The 15,254-nt window shown below is 67.7% G+C and carries 18 protein-coding genes and 1 riboswitch; of the genes, 1 reads left to right on the top strand and 17 read right to left on the bottom strand.

Features of this window, described 5'->3' with window-relative positions; translation table 11 throughout:
- Window positions 1–3 precede the first annotated feature (3 nt).
- The 8 genes from lgt to hisI form a co-directional block, all read right to left on the bottom strand.
- A complete protein-coding gene (gene lgt, locus ACFVTD_RS19150) occupies window positions 4–1,170 on the bottom strand; it encodes a prolipoprotein diacylglyceryl transferase (RefSeq protein WP_387566100.1) in 1,167 nt (388 codons plus the stop codon).
- A 2-nt stretch (window positions 1,171–1,172) separates the two neighbouring features.
- Entirely contained in the window at window positions 1,173–2,021 is an 849-nt protein-coding gene (trpA, locus tag ACFVTD_RS19145; protein ID WP_387566097.1) for a tryptophan synthase subunit alpha, read from the bottom strand.
- On the bottom strand, window positions 2,018–3,337 hold the full coding sequence (trpB, locus tag ACFVTD_RS19140; protein ID WP_387566094.1) for a tryptophan synthase subunit beta: 1,320 nt from the start codon (window positions 3,335–3,337) through the stop codon (window positions 2,018–2,020). The genes trpA and trpB overlap by 4 nt, the downstream gene beginning before the upstream one ends.
- A 121-nt stretch (window positions 3,338–3,458) precedes the next feature.
- On the bottom strand, window positions 3,459–4,280 hold the full coding sequence (trpC, locus tag ACFVTD_RS19135; protein WP_387566091.1) for an indole-3-glycerol phosphate synthase TrpC: 822 nt from the start codon (window positions 4,278–4,280) through the stop codon (window positions 3,459–3,461).
- The gene (locus ACFVTD_RS19130) at window positions 4,280–4,567 is read right to left on the bottom strand and encodes an HGxxPAAW family protein (RefSeq protein WP_141160741.1); all 288 of its coding nucleotides are present in this window, start codon (window positions 4,565–4,567) and stop codon (window positions 4,280–4,282) included. Before ACFVTD_RS19130 ends, trpC begins: the two co-directional genes overlap by 1 nt.
- Window positions 4,568–4,672: 105 nt before the next feature.
- Complete coding sequence (locus ACFVTD_RS19125) at window positions 4,673–5,341, bottom strand: Trp biosynthesis-associated membrane protein (protein WP_387566087.1); 669 nt, start codon at window positions 5,339–5,341, stop codon at window positions 4,673–4,675.
- On the bottom strand, window positions 5,341–6,903 hold the full coding sequence (locus ACFVTD_RS19120) for an anthranilate synthase component I (protein WP_387566084.1): 1,563 nt from the start codon (window positions 6,901–6,903) through the stop codon (window positions 5,341–5,343). The genes ACFVTD_RS19125 and ACFVTD_RS19120 overlap by 1 nt, the downstream gene beginning before the upstream one ends.
- Before the next feature lie 112 nt (window positions 6,904–7,015).
- Window positions 7,016–7,468, bottom strand: a complete 453-nt coding sequence (gene hisI, locus ACFVTD_RS19115; protein ID WP_387566081.1) for a phosphoribosyl-AMP cyclohydrolase — start codon at window positions 7,466–7,468, stop codon at window positions 7,016–7,018.
- A 112-nt stretch (window positions 7,469–7,580) separates the two neighbouring features.
- On the opposite strand from hisI, the gene ACFVTD_RS19110 reads away from it, so the two are divergent.
- The gene (locus ACFVTD_RS19110; protein WP_387566245.1) at window positions 7,581–8,225 is read left to right on the top strand and encodes a TIGR03085 family metal-binding protein; all 645 of its coding nucleotides are present in this window, start codon (window positions 7,581–7,583) and stop codon (window positions 8,223–8,225) included.
- A 55-nt stretch (window positions 8,226–8,280) separates the two neighbouring features.
- Here the strand turns inward: ACFVTD_RS19110 and hisF are convergent, their stop codons facing one another.
- The 9 genes from hisF to rpe form a co-directional block, all read right to left on the bottom strand.
- The gene (gene hisF, locus ACFVTD_RS19105; RefSeq protein WP_387566078.1) at window positions 8,281–9,057 is read right to left on the bottom strand and encodes an imidazole glycerol phosphate synthase subunit HisF; all 777 of its coding nucleotides are present in this window, start codon (window positions 9,055–9,057) and stop codon (window positions 8,281–8,283) included.
- A gap of 53 nt (window positions 9,058–9,110) precedes the next feature.
- Window positions 9,111–9,971, bottom strand: coding sequence for an ATP phosphoribosyltransferase (gene hisG, locus ACFVTD_RS19100; protein ID WP_159632138.1), 861 nt, complete (start codon window positions 9,969–9,971; stop codon window positions 9,111–9,113).
- Window positions 9,972–10,053: 82 nt separating this feature from the next.
- Entirely contained in the window at window positions 10,054–10,317 is a 264-nt protein-coding gene (locus ACFVTD_RS19095) for a phosphoribosyl-ATP diphosphatase (protein WP_009358176.1), read from the bottom strand.
- Between the two features lie 104 nt (window positions 10,318–10,421).
- A complete protein-coding gene (gene ribH, locus ACFVTD_RS19090; RefSeq protein ID WP_387566074.1) occupies window positions 10,422–10,910 on the bottom strand; it encodes a 6,7-dimethyl-8-ribityllumazine synthase in 489 nt (162 codons plus the stop codon).
- A 33-nt stretch (window positions 10,911–10,943) separates the two neighbouring features.
- Window positions 10,944–11,678, bottom strand: a complete 735-nt coding sequence (ribA, locus tag ACFVTD_RS19085) for a GTP cyclohydrolase II (RefSeq protein WP_387566071.1) — start codon at window positions 11,676–11,678, stop codon at window positions 10,944–10,946.
- Window positions 11,675–12,307 (bottom strand): 3,4-dihydroxy-2-butanone-4-phosphate synthase, encoded by a 633-nt coding sequence (gene ribB, locus ACFVTD_RS19080; protein ID WP_387566242.1) that lies wholly within the window; start codon window positions 12,305–12,307, stop codon window positions 11,675–11,677. Before ribB ends, ribA begins: the two co-directional genes overlap by 4 nt.
- A gap of 68 nt (window positions 12,308–12,375) precedes the next feature.
- A complete protein-coding gene (locus ACFVTD_RS19075; RefSeq protein ID WP_387566068.1) occupies window positions 12,376–13,038 on the bottom strand; it encodes a riboflavin synthase in 663 nt (220 codons plus the stop codon).
- Window positions 13,038–14,177: a bifunctional diaminohydroxyphosphoribosylaminopyrimidine deaminase/5-amino-6-(5-phosphoribosylamino)uracil reductase RibD gene (gene ribD / locus ACFVTD_RS19070; protein ID WP_387566239.1), complete on the bottom strand. Its 1,140-nt coding sequence runs from the start codon at window positions 14,175–14,177 to the stop codon at window positions 13,038–13,040. Before ribD ends, ACFVTD_RS19075 begins: the two co-directional genes overlap by 1 nt.
- Window positions 14,178–14,347: 170 nt before the next feature.
- Window positions 14,348–14,496: riboswitch (FMN riboswitch) on the bottom strand.
- Window positions 14,497–14,535: 39 nt separating this feature from the next.
- Window positions 14,536–15,213: a ribulose-phosphate 3-epimerase gene (rpe, locus tag ACFVTD_RS19065; protein ID WP_387566065.1), complete on the bottom strand. Its 678-nt coding sequence runs from the start codon at window positions 15,211–15,213 to the stop codon at window positions 14,536–14,538.
- Window positions 15,214–15,254: the final 41 nt, after the last annotated feature.

The raw sequence follows: 15,254 nt of genomic DNA, 5'->3' as shown, positions 1-15,254 counted from the left end.
GCCCTACTTTCCGGTGCCGGCCTCCGACGCGGGTCCCGTGGCTGTGCTGCCGGAATGTCCGGCAGCGGTTGCATCCGTGCCGGGCTTTGAGCCGGCCGGTGCCGCCGCGGCTTCTTCCGTGGGGTCGGAAGCATGCCTGGAACCGCTGTGGTTATCTGGGAGATTACCACGCGAATCACTATCTGAGACAACATTGTCCGGATCACGGACCTCTGTGACTGTCTCGGAATGTGGGCCGGCCGTAACCGGCTGGTCCGGTTCGTGGCCTGCGAGATACACCGTGTCCGGCTCCGGGCGGCCTTTGAGCCCGATGATGATGAAGGCCGCCAGGGCAGCCAGGAACACGAAGATGCTGGTCCAGACGTTGAGCCGGGTGGTGATGCCCAGGATGCTGATCTGCTCGGCGTCGTCGATGCGCATGGCTTCAATCCAGACGCGGCCCAGCGTGTAGTACATGGCGTACAGCCAGAAGAGCCTGCTCCGGCGGAAATTGAACCGCCGGTCCAGGGCCAGCAGGATCAAGACGCCGGCGAGGTTCCACAGGGACTCGTAAAGGAAGGTCGGGTGGAAGAGGGTGTCGGCAGGCATTCCGGCGGGAAAGTTGGGGTTGTTGGCGTCGATCTGCAGGCCCCACGGCAGGGTGGTGGGCCCGCCGAAGAGTTCCTGGTTGAAGTAGTTGCCCCACCGGCCGATGGCCTGGGCCAGGAGCAGGCCCGGCGCGGCAGCATCGACGAAGGCGCTGAGCTTCACGCCGCTGCGCCGGCAGCCGATCCAGGCACCCACGGCACCGAGGACGACGGCGCCCCAGATTCCCAGCCCGCCGCGCTGGATCTGCGGGATCAGGGAGAGGTCTCCGGTGCCGTTGAAGCCGGGGCCGAAGTACGCGTCCGGGGATGAGACCACATGGTAGAGCCGGCCGCCGATGATGCCGAAGGGGATGGCCCAGATGACGATGTCCCAGACGCTGCCTTCAGGGGCGCCGCGCTTGGCCCAGCGGGCGGACGTCAGCCAGAGGCCCGCCACGATGCCGGCCAGGATGCACAGCGCGTAGGCATGGATCCTCAGGCTGCCCCAAGGGAGGGGGATGTCGAAGCCGGACCAGTCCGGGCTGGGGATGCTGGCGGACACCAAGGTGGGTGCCAGGGCGGTTGCCTGAAGGAGCGGCTGCACGGCTACGCCCCGGTTTCCTGCGAAAGGCCGGATTCCCGGGTCAGCCCGGTGGCGAGGTCCTTGGTGAGGGCGCCGACGGCGTCCACTCCGCCGTCGCGGAGCGCTGCCACCAGGGCAGTGCCCACGATGACGCCTTCGGCGTAGGCGGCAATTTCGCGGACCTGGTCCGCGGTGGAGACGCCAAGGCCAACGCAGACGCGTTCTGCGCCTGCGCCGTGTGCGGCCGCCACAACGTCCTTGGCGGCGGTGCTGACGGACGTCCGGGCGCCCGTGACGCCCATGATGGAGACTGCGTAGACGAAGCCGCGGCTTGCGTCCACGGTCCGCTGCATGCGCTCCGGCGTGGAGGACGGTGCCACGAGGAACACCCGGTCCAGGCCGTACTTGTCAGAGGCTGCCATCCACTCGGAGGCCTCGTCCGGAATCAGGTCCGGGGTGATGAGGCCTGCGCCGCCGGCTTCCGAGAGCCGCCGGGAGAATTCGTCGACGCCCATCCGGACCACGGGGTTCCAGTAGGTCATGACCAGGACGGCGGCATCGGTCTTGCTGGTGATTCCCGCGACGACGTCGAACACCTGGCTGACGTGGAAGCCTTTGGCCAGGGCCTCGGTGGTGGCGGCCTGGATGACCTGGCCGTCCATGACGGGGTCGGAGTAGGGGATGCCGATTTCGATCAGGTCGGCACCGTTCTCCGCGAGGGCAATGCCCGCGGCGATGGTGTCCTCCACGGTGGGAAAGCCGGCGGGGAGGTAGCCGATAAGGGCCGAGCGCCCCTGGGAGCGCGCCCTGTCGATGGCCGCTGCCGACTTGCTGGTGGTCCCTGCCTGGCTGGCGATGTCTGCGCTGCTCACAGCTGCTCCCCCTCTTTGCCGATTTCGGATTCGGCGGAATTCTTGTCCAACAGGTCAAACCATTCGGCGGCGGTGGCCACGTCTTTGTCGCCGCGTCCGGACAGGTTGACGATCACGATCTTGTCGCCGGCGGAGGCCGGATCTTCGGCGGCGAGCCGCTGGCCCACCTTGATGGCCCCTGCCAGCGCGTGCGAGGACTCGATGGCCGGGATGATGCCTTCGGTGCGGCAGAGGAGGCGGAAGGCTTCCATCGCTTCACCGTCCGTGATGGGCTCGTAGCTGACCCGTCCAATGTCGGCCAGGTAGGAGTGTTCCGGGCCGACGCCCGGGTAGTCCAGTCCCGCGGAGATGGAATGCGACTCGATAGTCTGCCCGTCGTCGTCCTGCATCAGGTAGGAGCGCGCGCCATGGAGGACGCCGGGCTTGCCCAGGGTGATGGTGGCGGCGTGCCGGCCGGTTTCCACGCCGTCGCCGCCGGCTTCAAACCCGTAGATCTTCACGCTCGGATCATCGAGGAACCCGTGGAAGATGCCTATGGCGTTGGAACCGCCGCCGATGCAGGCGCAGACAGCGTCGGGGAGCCGGCCCTCCTGCTCGAGGATCTGGGCGCGTGCTTCCTCGCCGATGACCTCGTGGAAGTAGCGGACCATGGCGGGGAACGGGTGGGCGCCTGCCGCGGTGCCCAGGAGGTAGTGGGTGTTGGACACGTTGGCCACCCAGTCCCGGAGGGCCTCGTTGATGGCGTCCTTGAGGGTCTGGGATCCGCTGGTCACCGGAATGACCTTGGCGCCCAGCAGCTCCATGCGGGCTACGTTCAGGGCCTGGCGGCGGCAGTCCTCGGCGCCCATGTACACCACGCACTCCATGCCCATCAGGGCGGCGGCGGTGGCACTGGCCACGCCGTGCTGGCCGGCGCCGGTTTCGGCGATGATGCGGGTCTTGCCCATGCGCTTGGCGAGCAGTGCCTGGCCCAGGACGTTGTTGATCTTGTGCGAGCCGGTGTGGTTCAGGTCCTCGCGCTTGAGGAACACCCGCACTCCCCCGGCGTGCTGGGAGAACCGTTTGGCTTCCGTCAGCAGGGACGGCCGGCCGGAGTAGTTCTTGTTGAGATCGGCAATCTGCGCCCGGAATTCGGGATCGTCCTTGGCCTTGTTGAAGGTCTCTTCGAGTTCGTCCAGGGCAGCGATGAGCGATTCAGGCATCCATCGCCCGCCGTAGTTGCCGAAGTACGGCCCGGGGGCGTGGCGGAGGGATCCGCCCTGCAGGAATGCGTCCGCGGTCTTGTTGTCAGCGTTTCCCGAGGGTGCGTCAGCCATCAGTCCTGTCCTGTTCGGTTGGTTGTGGTCAAAAGTGTGCGGCTCCGGCCGGACGCCGGAACTATGTGCTTGCCCCGCGGAGCCGCCAGCTGCCGGCCCCGCGGGATGGATGCTGTGTGCCTCAGGCGCGGGCAGCTATGGCAGCGGCGCCGGCGGCAGTGAATTCGGCGATGCGTTCCCGGGGAGTTGCGTGGCTTACCAAGGCCTCGCCCACCAGGATGGCGTTCGCGCCGTTGGCGGCGTAGTGCGTGACGTCGGCGGCGTCCCGGACGCCTGACTCAGCCACCACCACGGCCTCGGCGGGAATCATGCCCGCAAGGGAGGCAAACACGGAACGGTCGACGTCGAGCGTCTTGAGGTTGCGCACGTTGACCCCGATGATCCGGGCGTTGGCCGCGACGGCCCGCTCGATTTCCTCCTCCGTGTGCGTCTCCACCAGGACGTTCATGCCGAGCTCCCGGCTGAGGGCGCTGAACTCGGCGAGCTGGGCGTCCGAGAGGGCCGCGACGATGAGCAGGATGAGGTCGGCGCCGTGGGCACGGGCTTCCCAGATCTGGTACTCGTCGAGCGTGAAGTCCTTGCGCAGCAGCGGGATGTCGACGGCGGCGCGCACGGCGTCGAGGTCGGCCAGGGACCCGTTGAAGCGGCGCTGTTCGGTGAGGACGCTGATGACGGAGGCACCGCCGTCGGCGTACTGCCTGGCGAGCGACGCCGGATCCCCGATGCTGGCGAGATCGCCTTTGGAGGGGCTGCGGCGCTTGATTTCGGCGATGACTTTCAGCTGTTCCCGGGTTGGGGAAGTTCCGCCGAGGGCTGCCCAGGCGTCGCGGGCGGGTGCCGCGGCCTGGGCCAGGTCCTTCAGCTCAGCCAGGGTAACGAGGCGCTTCCTGGCGTCCATATCCTCCCTGACACCGGCGTTGATGTCATCGAGAACTGTGGCCATCAGTGGCCGGAGTTCTTCAGCTTGCTGCCCTCGACGCCGTAGCCGGCCTTACGCATGACGTAACCGAGGATCAGGCCGATCACCATGACAACGGCACCGCCGATGAAGATGGGGGTGCTGGCGATGACGAAGGCGATGGCTGCGATGAGCGCGCCGACGAGCATAACGATCACGCAGGTCCATGCGGCCGGGCTGTTGCCGTGGCCAAGTTCCTGGCTGTGGTCGATGGCGCCCGGGGCGACCTGGCGGGTGCCGGACTTGGAAACGGACGCAGGTGCTTTGCTCATGGAAAATCTCCTCAGGGTGGATACTGCTTACATTCTGCCATTTTTTGGCCGCCGCCCGCGTACCGCAGGGCTGGGCGCCCGGGCCGGAAGTGGCGGCCGAAGGCCTTAGGTCGGGTCTTCGCCGCGGGAAAGCCGGTCCCAGCTGTCGATCTCGTCCACCGGCCCTGCCGCTGCAACGGTCCCCGCGGCGCCGGGTGCGTCATATTTCGTCCGCGTCTTCCAGTACCGGGACGCCGGGAGGATCAGCAGGGCGGCCAGCGCCAGCAGGCAGCCGGCGACGACGGCGAGTGCCGGAAAGGGGGTGAGTTCAACGTGCGCCTGGCTGCCGGAGATCCCGGTGGCGCCTGCGATGGTCCCCTGCGCGGCCGCAAGGGGGTCCGCCAGGACGGTGGCCGCGGCGGTGACCACGCCGGCCGAGGCCAGGACGATGATGGCGGTAATGATCCACCGGGCAATCCTGCCGGCGATGGCAGCAGCAAGTCCCCCGGCCAGGGCCACCAGCGCCAGGGCTGTCACGGTGGTGGCGGCCTTGCTGCCCTGCACCTGGACGGCGTTTTGGGTGGCTGCGGCCTGGCCCACCTGGTTGGGGTCGAGGGTGGCTGTCATCCAGGTTTGGGTGGTGGTGCCGAAGGCGGCCAGCGCGAGGAGCGTGATCAGCATCACCAGCGTCGACTTGCGTGCCCACATCGGCGCCCCGCGGTTCTTCCGCGCCTTGGCACCGACTGGCATGCCGGCGTTGCCTGCGGGGTTCACCGTTGCTCCGGGATCCGGCATCAGGAATCAGTCCCGCCGGGCAGGGATTCCGCCGAAATGTTGTGCAGGGAGCCGGCGGTGTGGACCGCGCGCAGCGGGGCGGCGGCCTTGTTGACGGTTTCGAGGGCCTCGGTGGGGTTCACGGAGTCGGCCACGATCCCGCCCCCGGCCTGGACGTAGGCCCGCCCGTCGCGGAGCAGTGCGGACCGGATGGCGATGGCCATGTCCATGTCCCCGGCGAAGTCGAGGTAGCCCACCACGCCACCGTAGATGCCGCGGCGGTGCGGTTCCAGCTCATCGAGGAGGCGCAGGGCCCTGGGCTTGGGGGCACCGGAAAGGGTGCCGGCCGGGAACGTGGCCTTCAGGACGTCGTACGCCTTGGCCTGCGGAGCCAGACGGCCCACGACGGTGGACACCAGGTGCATGATGTGGCTGAAGCGCTCCACCTCCATGAACTGGGTGACATCCACCGTGCCGGCCACGCAGACCTTGGAGAGGTCGTTGCGGGACAGGTCCACCAGCATCAGGTGCTCGGCGCGTTCCTTCTGGTCGGCGAGCAGTTCCTCGGCCAGGGCCTTGTCCGCCTCGACGGTCTTGCCGCGCGGGCGGGAGCCGGCGATGGGGTGTGTAATGACTTCCTCGCCCGTGACGGTCACCAGCGCCTCCGGGGATGACCCGACGATGGAGTATTCGCGGCCCTGGGCGTCTTCGAGGCTGAAGATGTACATGTACGGGCTGGGATTGGTGTTGCGGAGCACGCGGTAGACGTCCAGGGCGGACGCCTTGCATTCCATCTCGAAGCGGCGCGAGATCACCACCTGGAAAACTTCGCCGTCGACGATGGCTTCCTTGCCGCGGTCCAGGGCTGCCAGGTACTCGGCTTCGTCCCAGCGTTCCTGGACGCTGGAGGCGAAGTCCAGGGCAGCAGGTGCCAGTACGGACACGGGCTGCACCACCGGAGCGCTGATCCTGGCCAGGAGTTCCTTGACCCGGGCCACGGCGTCGTGCCAGGCCTCATCGACGCGCTCGGAACTGTTGTCGAAGTTGATGGCGTTGGCGATCAGCAGGACGGTGCCGTCAACGTTGTCGTGCACTGCCATGTCCGTGACCAGGTTCAGCGCCATCTCAGGCAGGTGCAGGTCGTCCTCCGGCGGACTGACCAGCCGCTCCCAGTGCCGGACGGTTTCCCAGCCGAGGAAGCCCACCAGGCCGGACGTGAAGGGCGGCAGCCCTTCGAACCGGTCCGTGCGCAGGGCGTCGATGGTGTCGCGGATGGCGTCCACCGGGCTGCCGCTGACCGGCACCCCGGCGGGCGGTTCGCCCAGCCAGTGCGCCTCGCCGTCCTTGGTGGTCAGCGTGGCCCGGGACCGGGCACCGATGAACGAGTAGCGCGACCAGGCTCCGCCCACGGCGGCCGATTCCATGAGGAAAGTGCCGGGTTGCCCCTGGGCAAGCTTCCGGTAAAGGCCGATGGGGGTTTCGGCGTCGGCGAGGACCTTGAGCCGGACGGGAATGACGCGGCTGTGGCCGGCGAGTTCCCGGAACTCCTCAAGGCTGGGGCTGATGGTTCCGAGGTCCTGCATGGCTGTGCTTGTCCGCCTGTTCTTCGAAAGGGCCGGCCTCGCCGGTTCCCTGGGTGTGCTTTGCTGGGATGCCCGCAGCCGGCTGCGGGCCGGCCCGGGCCGTGTGTACCGCCTAGCCTGCCTGGCCCGCGACGACGTCAAGGTCCCTGCCATCGAAGCAGCTCCGGGTCCCGGTGTGGCAGGCGGCGCCCACCTGGTCGACGCGCACCAGGAGGGCATCGCCGTCGCAGTCCATGGCGACGGACTTGACCCACTGGACGTGTCCTGAAGTGTCACCCTTGCGCCAGTACTCCTGGCGGGAGCGGGAGTAGAACGTCACGCGGCCGGTGGTCATGGTGCGGTGCAGGGCTTCGTCGTCCATCCAGCCGAGCATGAGCACCTCGTTCGTGTCGTACTGCTGCACCACGGCGGCAACCAGGCCCGCGCCATCGCGCTTGAGGGCGGCTGCCACTTCCCGGGGAAGGGGGCTCACCGGTGCGGATTCGACAGACGACGCCGGCGCTGCCTCCACGGACGGGGACACGGCGGATCCTGCGGTTTGGACGGGGGTTGGCTGCTCAGACATCGGCTCAAGTCTAGTGCCTCCGCCGGACCGTTCTCCTGTTGTGAACAACGGCACGCCACCGGCCGCCGCAGTGCTGCCCATCTCCACACCAGTCGTGCTAGTTTCACAAGTGATGCATTTCGTCGAACCGTCCCGAGAAGTCCTGGCCGAAACCCTGCTTGCGGCCGGCCCTGATGCGCCCACGCTGTGCAAGGGCTGGCGTACCAGGGACCTTGCCGCGCACCTTTACCTGCGCGAGCGGAAGGCCGCCGTCGGGCTCGGTTTGATCGTCAAGCGCCTGGCCAAGGCCTCGGACCAGGCCACCGCGAAGCTGGCCGCCAAGCTCACCACCAACGAGGACTACGCCCGGCTGGTGAACACCTTCCGCGCCGGGCCGCCTGCCCTCTCCCCCATGAGCATCCGCGCGCTGGACGAGAGCGCCAACCTCATTGAATACTTCGTGCACACCGAGGACGTCCGGCGCGCCGTGGACCGGTGGGCACCCCGGGCCCTGGACGAGGCCTACTCGGATGCGTTGTGGGACGAACTGGTCAAACGCGCCGCCATCCTCTACCGCGGCGTGGACCTGGGCATTGTCCTGGTCCGGCCGTCCGGACCCCGCCATGTTGCCAAGCGGGCACCGGTTTCGGTGGCCATCGTCGGTGAGCCGGGCGAACTGCTCATGCACGCCCATGGCCGCACCCGCCACGCCCTGGTCACCTTCGAAGGCCAGCCGGACGCCGTCGCCCTCCTCCAGTCAGCCGAAGTAGGGCTCTGAGCAACAAGGCCGGGTCACTCTCAGCGACCCGGCCTTATCTTTCTGCGGGCGCGGATTACCGTACTTCGAAGCCTGCATCCCGGATGGCGTCCTTGACCTGGGACATCATGTTGTCCGGGCCCCAGTGGAAAATTGACGCAGCCAGGACGGCGTCAGCACCGGCCGCGACGGCGGGCGGGAAGTGCGCCGGCTCCCCCGCACCGCCGGAGGCGATGATGGGAACCCTGACCGCGGCGCGGACCAGTTTGATGAGTTCGAGGTCGAACCCGTCCTTGGTTCCGTCCGCGTCGATGGAGTTCAGCAGGATCTCCCCTACACCCCGGTCGGCTGCTTCCTTGGCCCATTCGATGGCGTCGATCCCGGTGCCGGTGCGGCCGCCGTGGGTGGTCACTTCGAAGCCCGAGGGCGTGGGCTGGGATCCCGGCCGCGTGCGGCGCGCGTCGACGGAGAGGACCAGCACCTGGGAGCCGAAGTGCCGGGTGATCTCGTCGATGACGTCCGGGCGTGCCACGGCTGCGGTGTTGATGGAAGCCTTGTCCGCTCCGTAACGCAGGAGCTTGTCCACCTCGGCCACGCCGCGGACGCCGCCGCCAACGGTGAGCGGGATGAAGACTTCCTCGGCGGTGCGCCGGACGACGTCGAACGTGGTCTCGCGGTTGCCCGAAGACGCAGTGACGTCAAGGAAGGTCAATTCGTCGGCGCCGGCGTTGTCATAGCGGTGGGCGAGCTCCACGGGGTCCCCGGCATCGCGGAGGCCCTCGAAGTTGACGCCCTTGACGACGCGCCCGGCGTCGACGTCGAGGCAGGGAATGACGCGTACTGCTACTGCCATGGGAACTCCTGGATGTTCAGTGCTGCTGGGGGTCGCCGGTAATCAGACGCTGATCAGATGCGGCAGGCGTGGATGCTGCTGACCAGGATGGCGCGGGCACCGAGGTCGTAGAGTTCGTCCATGATCCGGTTGGTTTCCTTCTTGGGAACCATGGACCTGACAGCCACCCAATCGGAGTCGCGCAGCGGGGAGACCGTGGGCGATTCGAGGCCGGGGGTCAGGCTGGCGGCCTTCTCCACGAGTTCCTTGCGGATGTCGTAGTCCATCAGGACGTACTGGCGCGCCACCAGGACGCCCTGGAGACGGCGGATGAGGACTTCGATTTCCTTGGCAGTGCCGTTGGCTGCCCCGCCGGCACCGGTGCGCCGGATGAGGACGGCTTCCGATTTGAGGATGGGTTCGCCGAAGATTTCCATGCCGGCGGCCTTGAGCGTGTTGCCGGTTTCCACGACGTCGGCGATGGCGTCCGCGACGCCCAGGCGCACGGAGGATTCCACGGCGCCGTCGAGCCGGACCACCTTGGCGTTGATCCCGCGTTCGGCCAGGTAGTTGCGCAGCAGGCCGTCGTAGCTGGTGGCCAGTCGCTTTCCTTCGAGTTCGGCGGCGGAGCTGAAGTCGCCCACCGGGCCGGCGAAACGGAAGGTGGAGGCGGCGAATCCCAGCGGCAGCAGTTCCTCGGCTTCCACTTCGGCGTCCAGCAGCAGGTCGCGGCCGGTGATGCCGACGTCGAGGGTTCCCCGCCCGACATAGACGGCGATGTCGCGGGGGCGGAGGAAGAAGAACTCAATGTCGTTGTCGGGGTCCACCATGACCAGTTCGCGGCTGTCGCGCCGCTGGCGGTATCCGGCTTCGGAGAGCATGGCGGAGGCGGCTTCGGACAGGGAGCCCTTGTTGGGGACGGCAACTCGCAGCATGGGAATTCTTTCTGGGTGGAAGTTTGGATTTTCAGGCAGTGCAGGCCACAGCGGGTCCGGCGGCAAGGCGCCGGACCGGTGGCTACAGATGCTTGTAAACGTCTTCCAGGGTCAGGCCTTTGGCGAGCATCAGGACCTGCAAGTGGTACAACAGCTGGGAGATTTCCTCGGCCGCAGCTTCATCGGATTCATATTCGGCAGCCATCCAGACTTCGGCTGCTTCCTCAACGACTTTTTTGCCGATGCCGTGAACACCGGACTCCAATTCAGCGACGGTGCGGGAGCCTTCCGGGCGGGTGGCTGCCTTCTCGCTGAGCTCAGCGAACAGCGTCTCGAAATTCTTCACGCCCTCCAGCCTACTTGCTGCGGACGCGGCGGCGCTTCCCGGGCGGTTGCATGACGGGCGCGATGTGAGGGAATACACACCGCGCCCGTGCAGCGCCCCGCGGCTTAGCTGCGGTACTGCTTGAGGACGACGGCGGTGGCCAGCGCCGCGGTCACGGCTTCGTGGCCCTTGTCTTCCTTGGAGCCGGGCAGCCCGGCGCGGTCCAGGCCCTGCTGCTCGTTGTCGCAGGTGAGCACGCCGAAGCCCACAGGCACGCCGGTGGCTACGCTGACGTCGGTGAGGCCCGACGTCGCAGCCTGGCAAACGTAGTCGAAGTGCGGGGTACCGCCGCGGATGACGACGCCCAGGGCAACCACGGCGTCAAAGTGCGGTGCCAGGCGTGCGGCCGCCACCGGAAGTTCGAAGCTGCCGGGGACCCGCAGCACGGTGGGCTCGGCAATGCCGGCATCCTTGGCAGCGCGCAGGGCGCCGTCCAGGAGTCCATCCATGATCTGGGTGTGCCAGCTTGCTGCGATGATGGCCAACTTCAGCTGTGAGGTTTCAGCCGGGTTGAGGGTGCTGAGGTCGATGTCGGGGGCGCCGTGTCCGCTCATGGGTTTCTTGTGTTCCGTTCGTTCGTGAAGACGTCAGTCTTGCTCGTGGTCGTAGGGGGTTTCGGTGGCGGGCACGGAAACGGGAGCTGCCTGCGTGTCCAGCAGGAGCATGTGTTCCATGCGCTCCTTCTTGGTGCGCAGGTACCGGATGTTTTGCTCGCGGGACGGGACCTCGGTGGGCACCATTTCCACGACCTTCACCCCGGCTTTGGCCAGCCTGTTCTGCTTGTCCGGGTTATTGCTCAGCAGCCGCACCTCGTGCAGGCCCATTTCCGCGAGGATCTGCGCCGCGGCCTTGTAGCAGCGGGCATCAACCGGAAGTCCCAGCTGTTCGTTGGCCTCGACGGTGTCAAAGCCGGCTTCCTGCAGCGCGTAGGCCTTGATCTTGTTGGCCAGGCCGATGCCGCGGCCTTCCTGGCCGCGGAGGTAGAGCAGGGTTCCGCCGTTGTCCCGGATCAGCTCCAGCGCAAAGGCGAGCTGTTCGCCGCAGTCGCACCGGTAGGAGCCAAAGACGTCTCCGGTGAGGCACTCGGAGTGCAGCCGGACGAGGGGAGCTTTCCCGTCGCTGGGAGGATTGGGCGAGCTGACGGCCAGGTGCTCCACACCGGTGACGAGGTCGGTCCAGGCCTGCGCCACGAAGTCGCCAAAGGCCGTGGGCAGCTGCACTACCGGGCCTCCGCTGACTGGATGTGGCGCCTCGCCGGACACTGCGTGGGACTTGCGGTGACCGTTGTGCTGGCTGTCGTCGCTGGCTGCAGCTGCCGTCATCGTTTCTCCTTTTCTGCACCCGGGACCACCCGGGCATCCTCATCCGGGGCGCCCCCGGCCCCGGCTTCAAGATACGCCACCAGGTCCTCGATGGAGATGAGGGGGCACCCATGTTCAGCTGCGAACGAACGGAGCCCGTCCAGGCGCATCATTTCGCCGTCGTCGTACACCACTTCCGCGATCACCCCGACAGGCTCGAGGCCCGCAAGGCGGCACAGGTCCACAGCGGCCTCGGTGTGGCCCTGGCGTTCCCGCACACCACCATCAACTGCACGGAGCGGGAAAATATGCCCCGGCCTGGTCACGGACGCCGGTACGGCCTGCGGGTCGGCCAGGATCCGTGCGGTCAGGGCCCGGTCCGTGGCGGAGATTCCCGTGCTGACACCGATGGCGGCGTCGCAGGAGACGGTGTAGGCGGTGCCTTTGGCGTCCTCGTTGACGACCGTCATGGGAGGCAGCGCCAGGGCGTCGGCGCGGTCCCCGGTCAGCGGCACGCAGATCACGCCAGAGCTGTACCGGATGGTCCAGCCCATCAGCGCCGGAGTAGCGTGCTGGGCGGCGAAGATGATGTCGCCTTCGTTTTCGCGGTCCTCGTTGTCGACCACCAGCACCGGCCGCCCGGCAGCCATGGCGCGCACGGCCTCCTCGATGGAGTCGAGTCCCTTGGCCACGGCAGGTTCGATGCCTACTGCTGCGTTCACAGTGCACCTCCCGCAAGGGCGGCATCGCCGTTGCCTGCCGGTACTCCGGCGCCGCGGAAAGCGAGCAGGCGTTCGGTGTACTTGGCCAGGACGTCCACTTCCAGGTTCACCCGGCTGCCGGCGGTCTTGGTGCCCAGGCCGGTTTCGGCCAGGGTCGTGGGGATCAGGCCCACTTCGAACCACGGTTCCTGCTCCGCGGCGGGGCTGACGGCAGTCACCGTGAGGGAGACGCCGTCGATGGCGATGGAGCCCTTCTCGGCAATGTAGCGGGCCAGGTTGGCGGGGACGCCGAACCGCAGCCGCTCCCAGTTGCCCCGGGGTTCCCGTTCCAGCAGGACACCCACCCCGTCAACGTGGCCTTGCACCACGTGGCCGTCCAGGCGTCCGCCAGCGGGCACGCAGCGTTCCAGGTTGACGGAGTCGCCGGCAGCGAGCTCGCCGATGGTGCTGCGCACCAGGGTCTCCCCCATGATGTCGACGCTGAAGTCCCGTCCGTCGATGGCGGTTGCCGTGAGGCAGACGCCGTTCACGGCGATGGAGCCGCCCAGTGCCAGGCCGTCGGTGGAGGCGGGCGCGTGCAGCCGTACGGTGGCACTGGTGTTGCCGTCGCGCTCGACGGACAGCACCTGCCCTTGCTCGGCAATAATTCCGGTGAACATCAGTAGCCTCCCTGGGCCTGGTCCGCGCTGCCGCGGGATGGTGGGTTATCGAGTGCAACTTTGCGTTGCGGTCTTAGGTGGAGCCGGAGGTCCCGGCCCAGCGTCCGCACCGCGCCGCCGTCGGAGGCGTCCCATTCCCATTGCTGGGCGTCCGGAAGGCTGGTGATGCCCAGCCCGTTCAGTGCGGGGGTGCCGGATCCCAGCAGGGTGGGCGCCAGGTACACGATGAGTTCGTCCACCAGGCCGGCCGCCAGGAAGGAGCTCAGGATGCTGGACCCGCCCTCCACCATGACGTGCCGGATGCCTGACGTGTACAGCATGGACAGCGCTTCGCGGGGATCACGGGTGGAAAGGTGTACGGCCAGGCCATCGTCGCCGTGGATCGCGGCGTCCTCCGGAATGGCGCGCAGGCCCATGACGGCACGGAGAGGCTGCCTGGGTGCCGGGTTGCCGGCTGCGTCCCGGGCAGTCAGCCGGGGGTTGTCCACCAACACGGTCTGCGTGCCCACCAGGATGGCATCGATGCGGCTGCGGATCCCGTGGTTGTCCGCCAGGGACTCCGGGCTGGAAATCCACTGGCTGGTGCCGTCTTCGGCGGCGATACGGGCGTCAAGGGTCTGCGCGATGTGGAGGGTGACGAAGGGACGCTTGGCAGCCACTGCCTCGAACCACTGGCGGTTCAGGTCCAGGGCTTCATCGGCGCCCAGTCCGCTGCGGACCCGGACGCCTGCCGCGCGCAGCGTCGCCGCTCCCCCGGCAGCAGGGTCATGGGGGTCATCCACGGCGTACACCACGTCCGTGATTCCGGCGGCGATGATCGCTTCCGTGCAGGGACCCGTGCGGCCCACGTGGTTGCAGGGTTCCAGCGTGACCACCATGGTGCAGCCGGACAGATCCAGTCCGACGGCGGCGGCCTGGGCGATTGCGTCGGCTTCGGCGTGTGCGGTGCCGGCGCCGCGGTGGTGGCCGGAAACCAGGTGGCGGCCGTCAGGCCCGATCACGACGGCACCCACCAGGGGATTCGCGCCGCGGGGGCCTTCCAGAGCCGCCTCCAGGGCGACCTCCATGGCACTGGTTTCGGCGGCGCTGAAGGCTGTGACCACGCCGGCGTCCGGCTGGAGCTTCGCGGCGCCGGTCATGCGGCTGCCGTTGCGGAGGAGTTGCCTGCCTTGGACGCGGCAGTACTTGCGGCATTGAAGAGCCATCGCTGGGGGTTCATTGTGCGTCGTTCCTTCCCTGTCGAACCGCGATGGCTCCGGGGATACGACAGCAGAACGCTGCGGAGCCCAAAGGCTGCGCAGATACAGCTGTACGTGCTTCTCTCATCCAGACTTTAACTGTCGGTACCGGAATTCCACCGGTTCAACCGTCCGCCGGAATCCTCCTGGGAGGACACCGGCTCGCGGGTCGCGGACTGTCACCGCCGGTTCGGACTTACACCGACCCCGGAGCACGTATGTGTGTTGTTATTGTGCCACAACCCGGGCGGCCTCCCGGTTATTCCGTCGCGGCACGTAACGTCCGGCTGCCCTTGGCGCGCAGCAGGTCGATGGCAGCGGACGGATCCTCGGCGCCGTATACGGCGGAACCGGCTACAAAGACGTTGGCCCCGGCTTCGGCGGCGCGGGCAATGGTCTCTTCGGTAATGCCGCCGTCCACCTGGATGGCCACCCCCAGTCCGGAGCCATCCACGGCGGCCCGCGCCCGGCGGATCTTCGGCAGGGTGATGTCCAGGAACGCCTGGCCGCCGAAGCCCGGCTCCACGGTCATGATGAGCAGCATGTCCAGTTCCGGCAGCATGTCCAGGTACGGCTCCACTGCCGTTGCAGGGCGCAGGGCCATCCCTGCTTTGGCTCCCCGGCTGCGCAGTTCCCGTGCCAGCTTGATGGGCGCAATGGAAGCTTCGGCGTGGAATGTCACGGAGGCCAGGCCGGCGTCCGCGAAACCGGGCGCCCAGCGGTCCGCGTCGGCGATCATCAGGTGGGCGTCGAGCGGCACGGGGCTGACGGCCTGGATCCGCTGCACCACTGGCAACCCGATGGTCAGGTTGGGAACGAAGTGGTTGTCCATGACATCCACGTGCACGGCGTCGGCATTGCTGATCCGCTGCAGTTCGGCCTCAAGGTTGACGAAGTCGGCGGAGAGGATGCTCGGGTTGATGCAGCACTGCGTCACGGGGATGCCTTTCGCTGGTTGTTCTGGTCCCGCGGCATGGT

The sequence above is a fragment of the Pseudarthrobacter sp. NPDC058119 genome, from assembly GCF_042884655.1.
In the GTDB taxonomy this organism is placed as follows: Bacteria; Actinomycetota; Actinomycetes; order Actinomycetales; family Micrococcaceae; genus Arthrobacter.
The sequence above is the reverse complement of the archived record's forward strand: the minus strand, read 5'-3'. Positions and strand labels throughout refer to the sequence as shown.

Bases quoted from the DNA above. Each gene is read 5' to 3' on its own strand.
- trpB (WP_387566094.1), bottom strand. From the start codon at position 3,337: ATGGCTGACGCACCCTCGGGAAACGCTGACAACAAGACCGCGGACGCA.
- trpC (WP_387566091.1), bottom strand. From the start codon at position 4,280: ATGGCCACAGTTCTCGATGACATCAACGCCGGTGTCAGGGAGGATATG.
- ACFVTD_RS19130 (WP_141160741.1), bottom strand. From the start codon at position 4,567: ATGAGCAAAGCACCTGCGTCCGTTTCCAAGTCCGGCACCCGCCAGGTC.
- ACFVTD_RS19125 (WP_387566087.1), bottom strand. From the start codon at position 5,341: ATGCCGGATCCCGGAGCAACGGTGAACCCCGCAGGCAACGCCGGCATG.
- ACFVTD_RS19120 (WP_387566084.1), bottom strand. From the start codon at position 6,903: ATGCAGGACCTCGGAACCATCAGCCCCAGCCTTGAGGAGTTCCGGGAA.
- hisI (WP_387566081.1), bottom strand. From the start codon at position 7,468: ATGTCTGAGCAGCCAACCCCCGTCCAAACCGCAGGATCCGCCGTGTCC.
- ACFVTD_RS19110 (WP_387566245.1), top strand. From the start codon at position 7,581: ATGCATTTCGTCGAACCGTCCCGAGAAGTCCTGGCCGAAACCCTGCTT.
- hisF (WP_387566078.1), bottom strand. From the start codon at position 9,057: ATGGCAGTAGCAGTACGCGTCATTCCCTGCCTCGACGTCGACGCCGGG.
- hisG (WP_159632138.1), bottom strand. From the start codon at position 9,971: ATGCTGCGAGTTGCCGTCCCCAACAAGGGCTCCCTGTCCGAAGCCGCC.
- ribH (WP_387566074.1), bottom strand. From the start codon at position 10,910: ATGAGCGGACACGGCGCCCCCGACATCGACCTCAGCACCCTCAACCCG.
- ribA (WP_387566071.1), bottom strand. From the start codon at position 11,678: ATGACGGCAGCTGCAGCCAGCGACGACAGCCAGCACAACGGTCACCGC.
- ribB (WP_387566242.1), bottom strand. From the start codon at position 12,307: ATGGCTGCCGGGCGGCCGGTGCTGGTGGTCGACAACGAGGACCGCGAA.
- ACFVTD_RS19075 (WP_387566068.1), bottom strand. From the start codon at position 13,038: ATGTTCACCGGAATTATTGCCGAGCAAGGGCAGGTGCTGTCCGTCGAG.
- ribD (WP_387566239.1), bottom strand. From the start codon at position 14,177: ATGACCGGCGCCGCGAAGCTCCAGCCGGACGCCGGCGTGGTCACAGCC.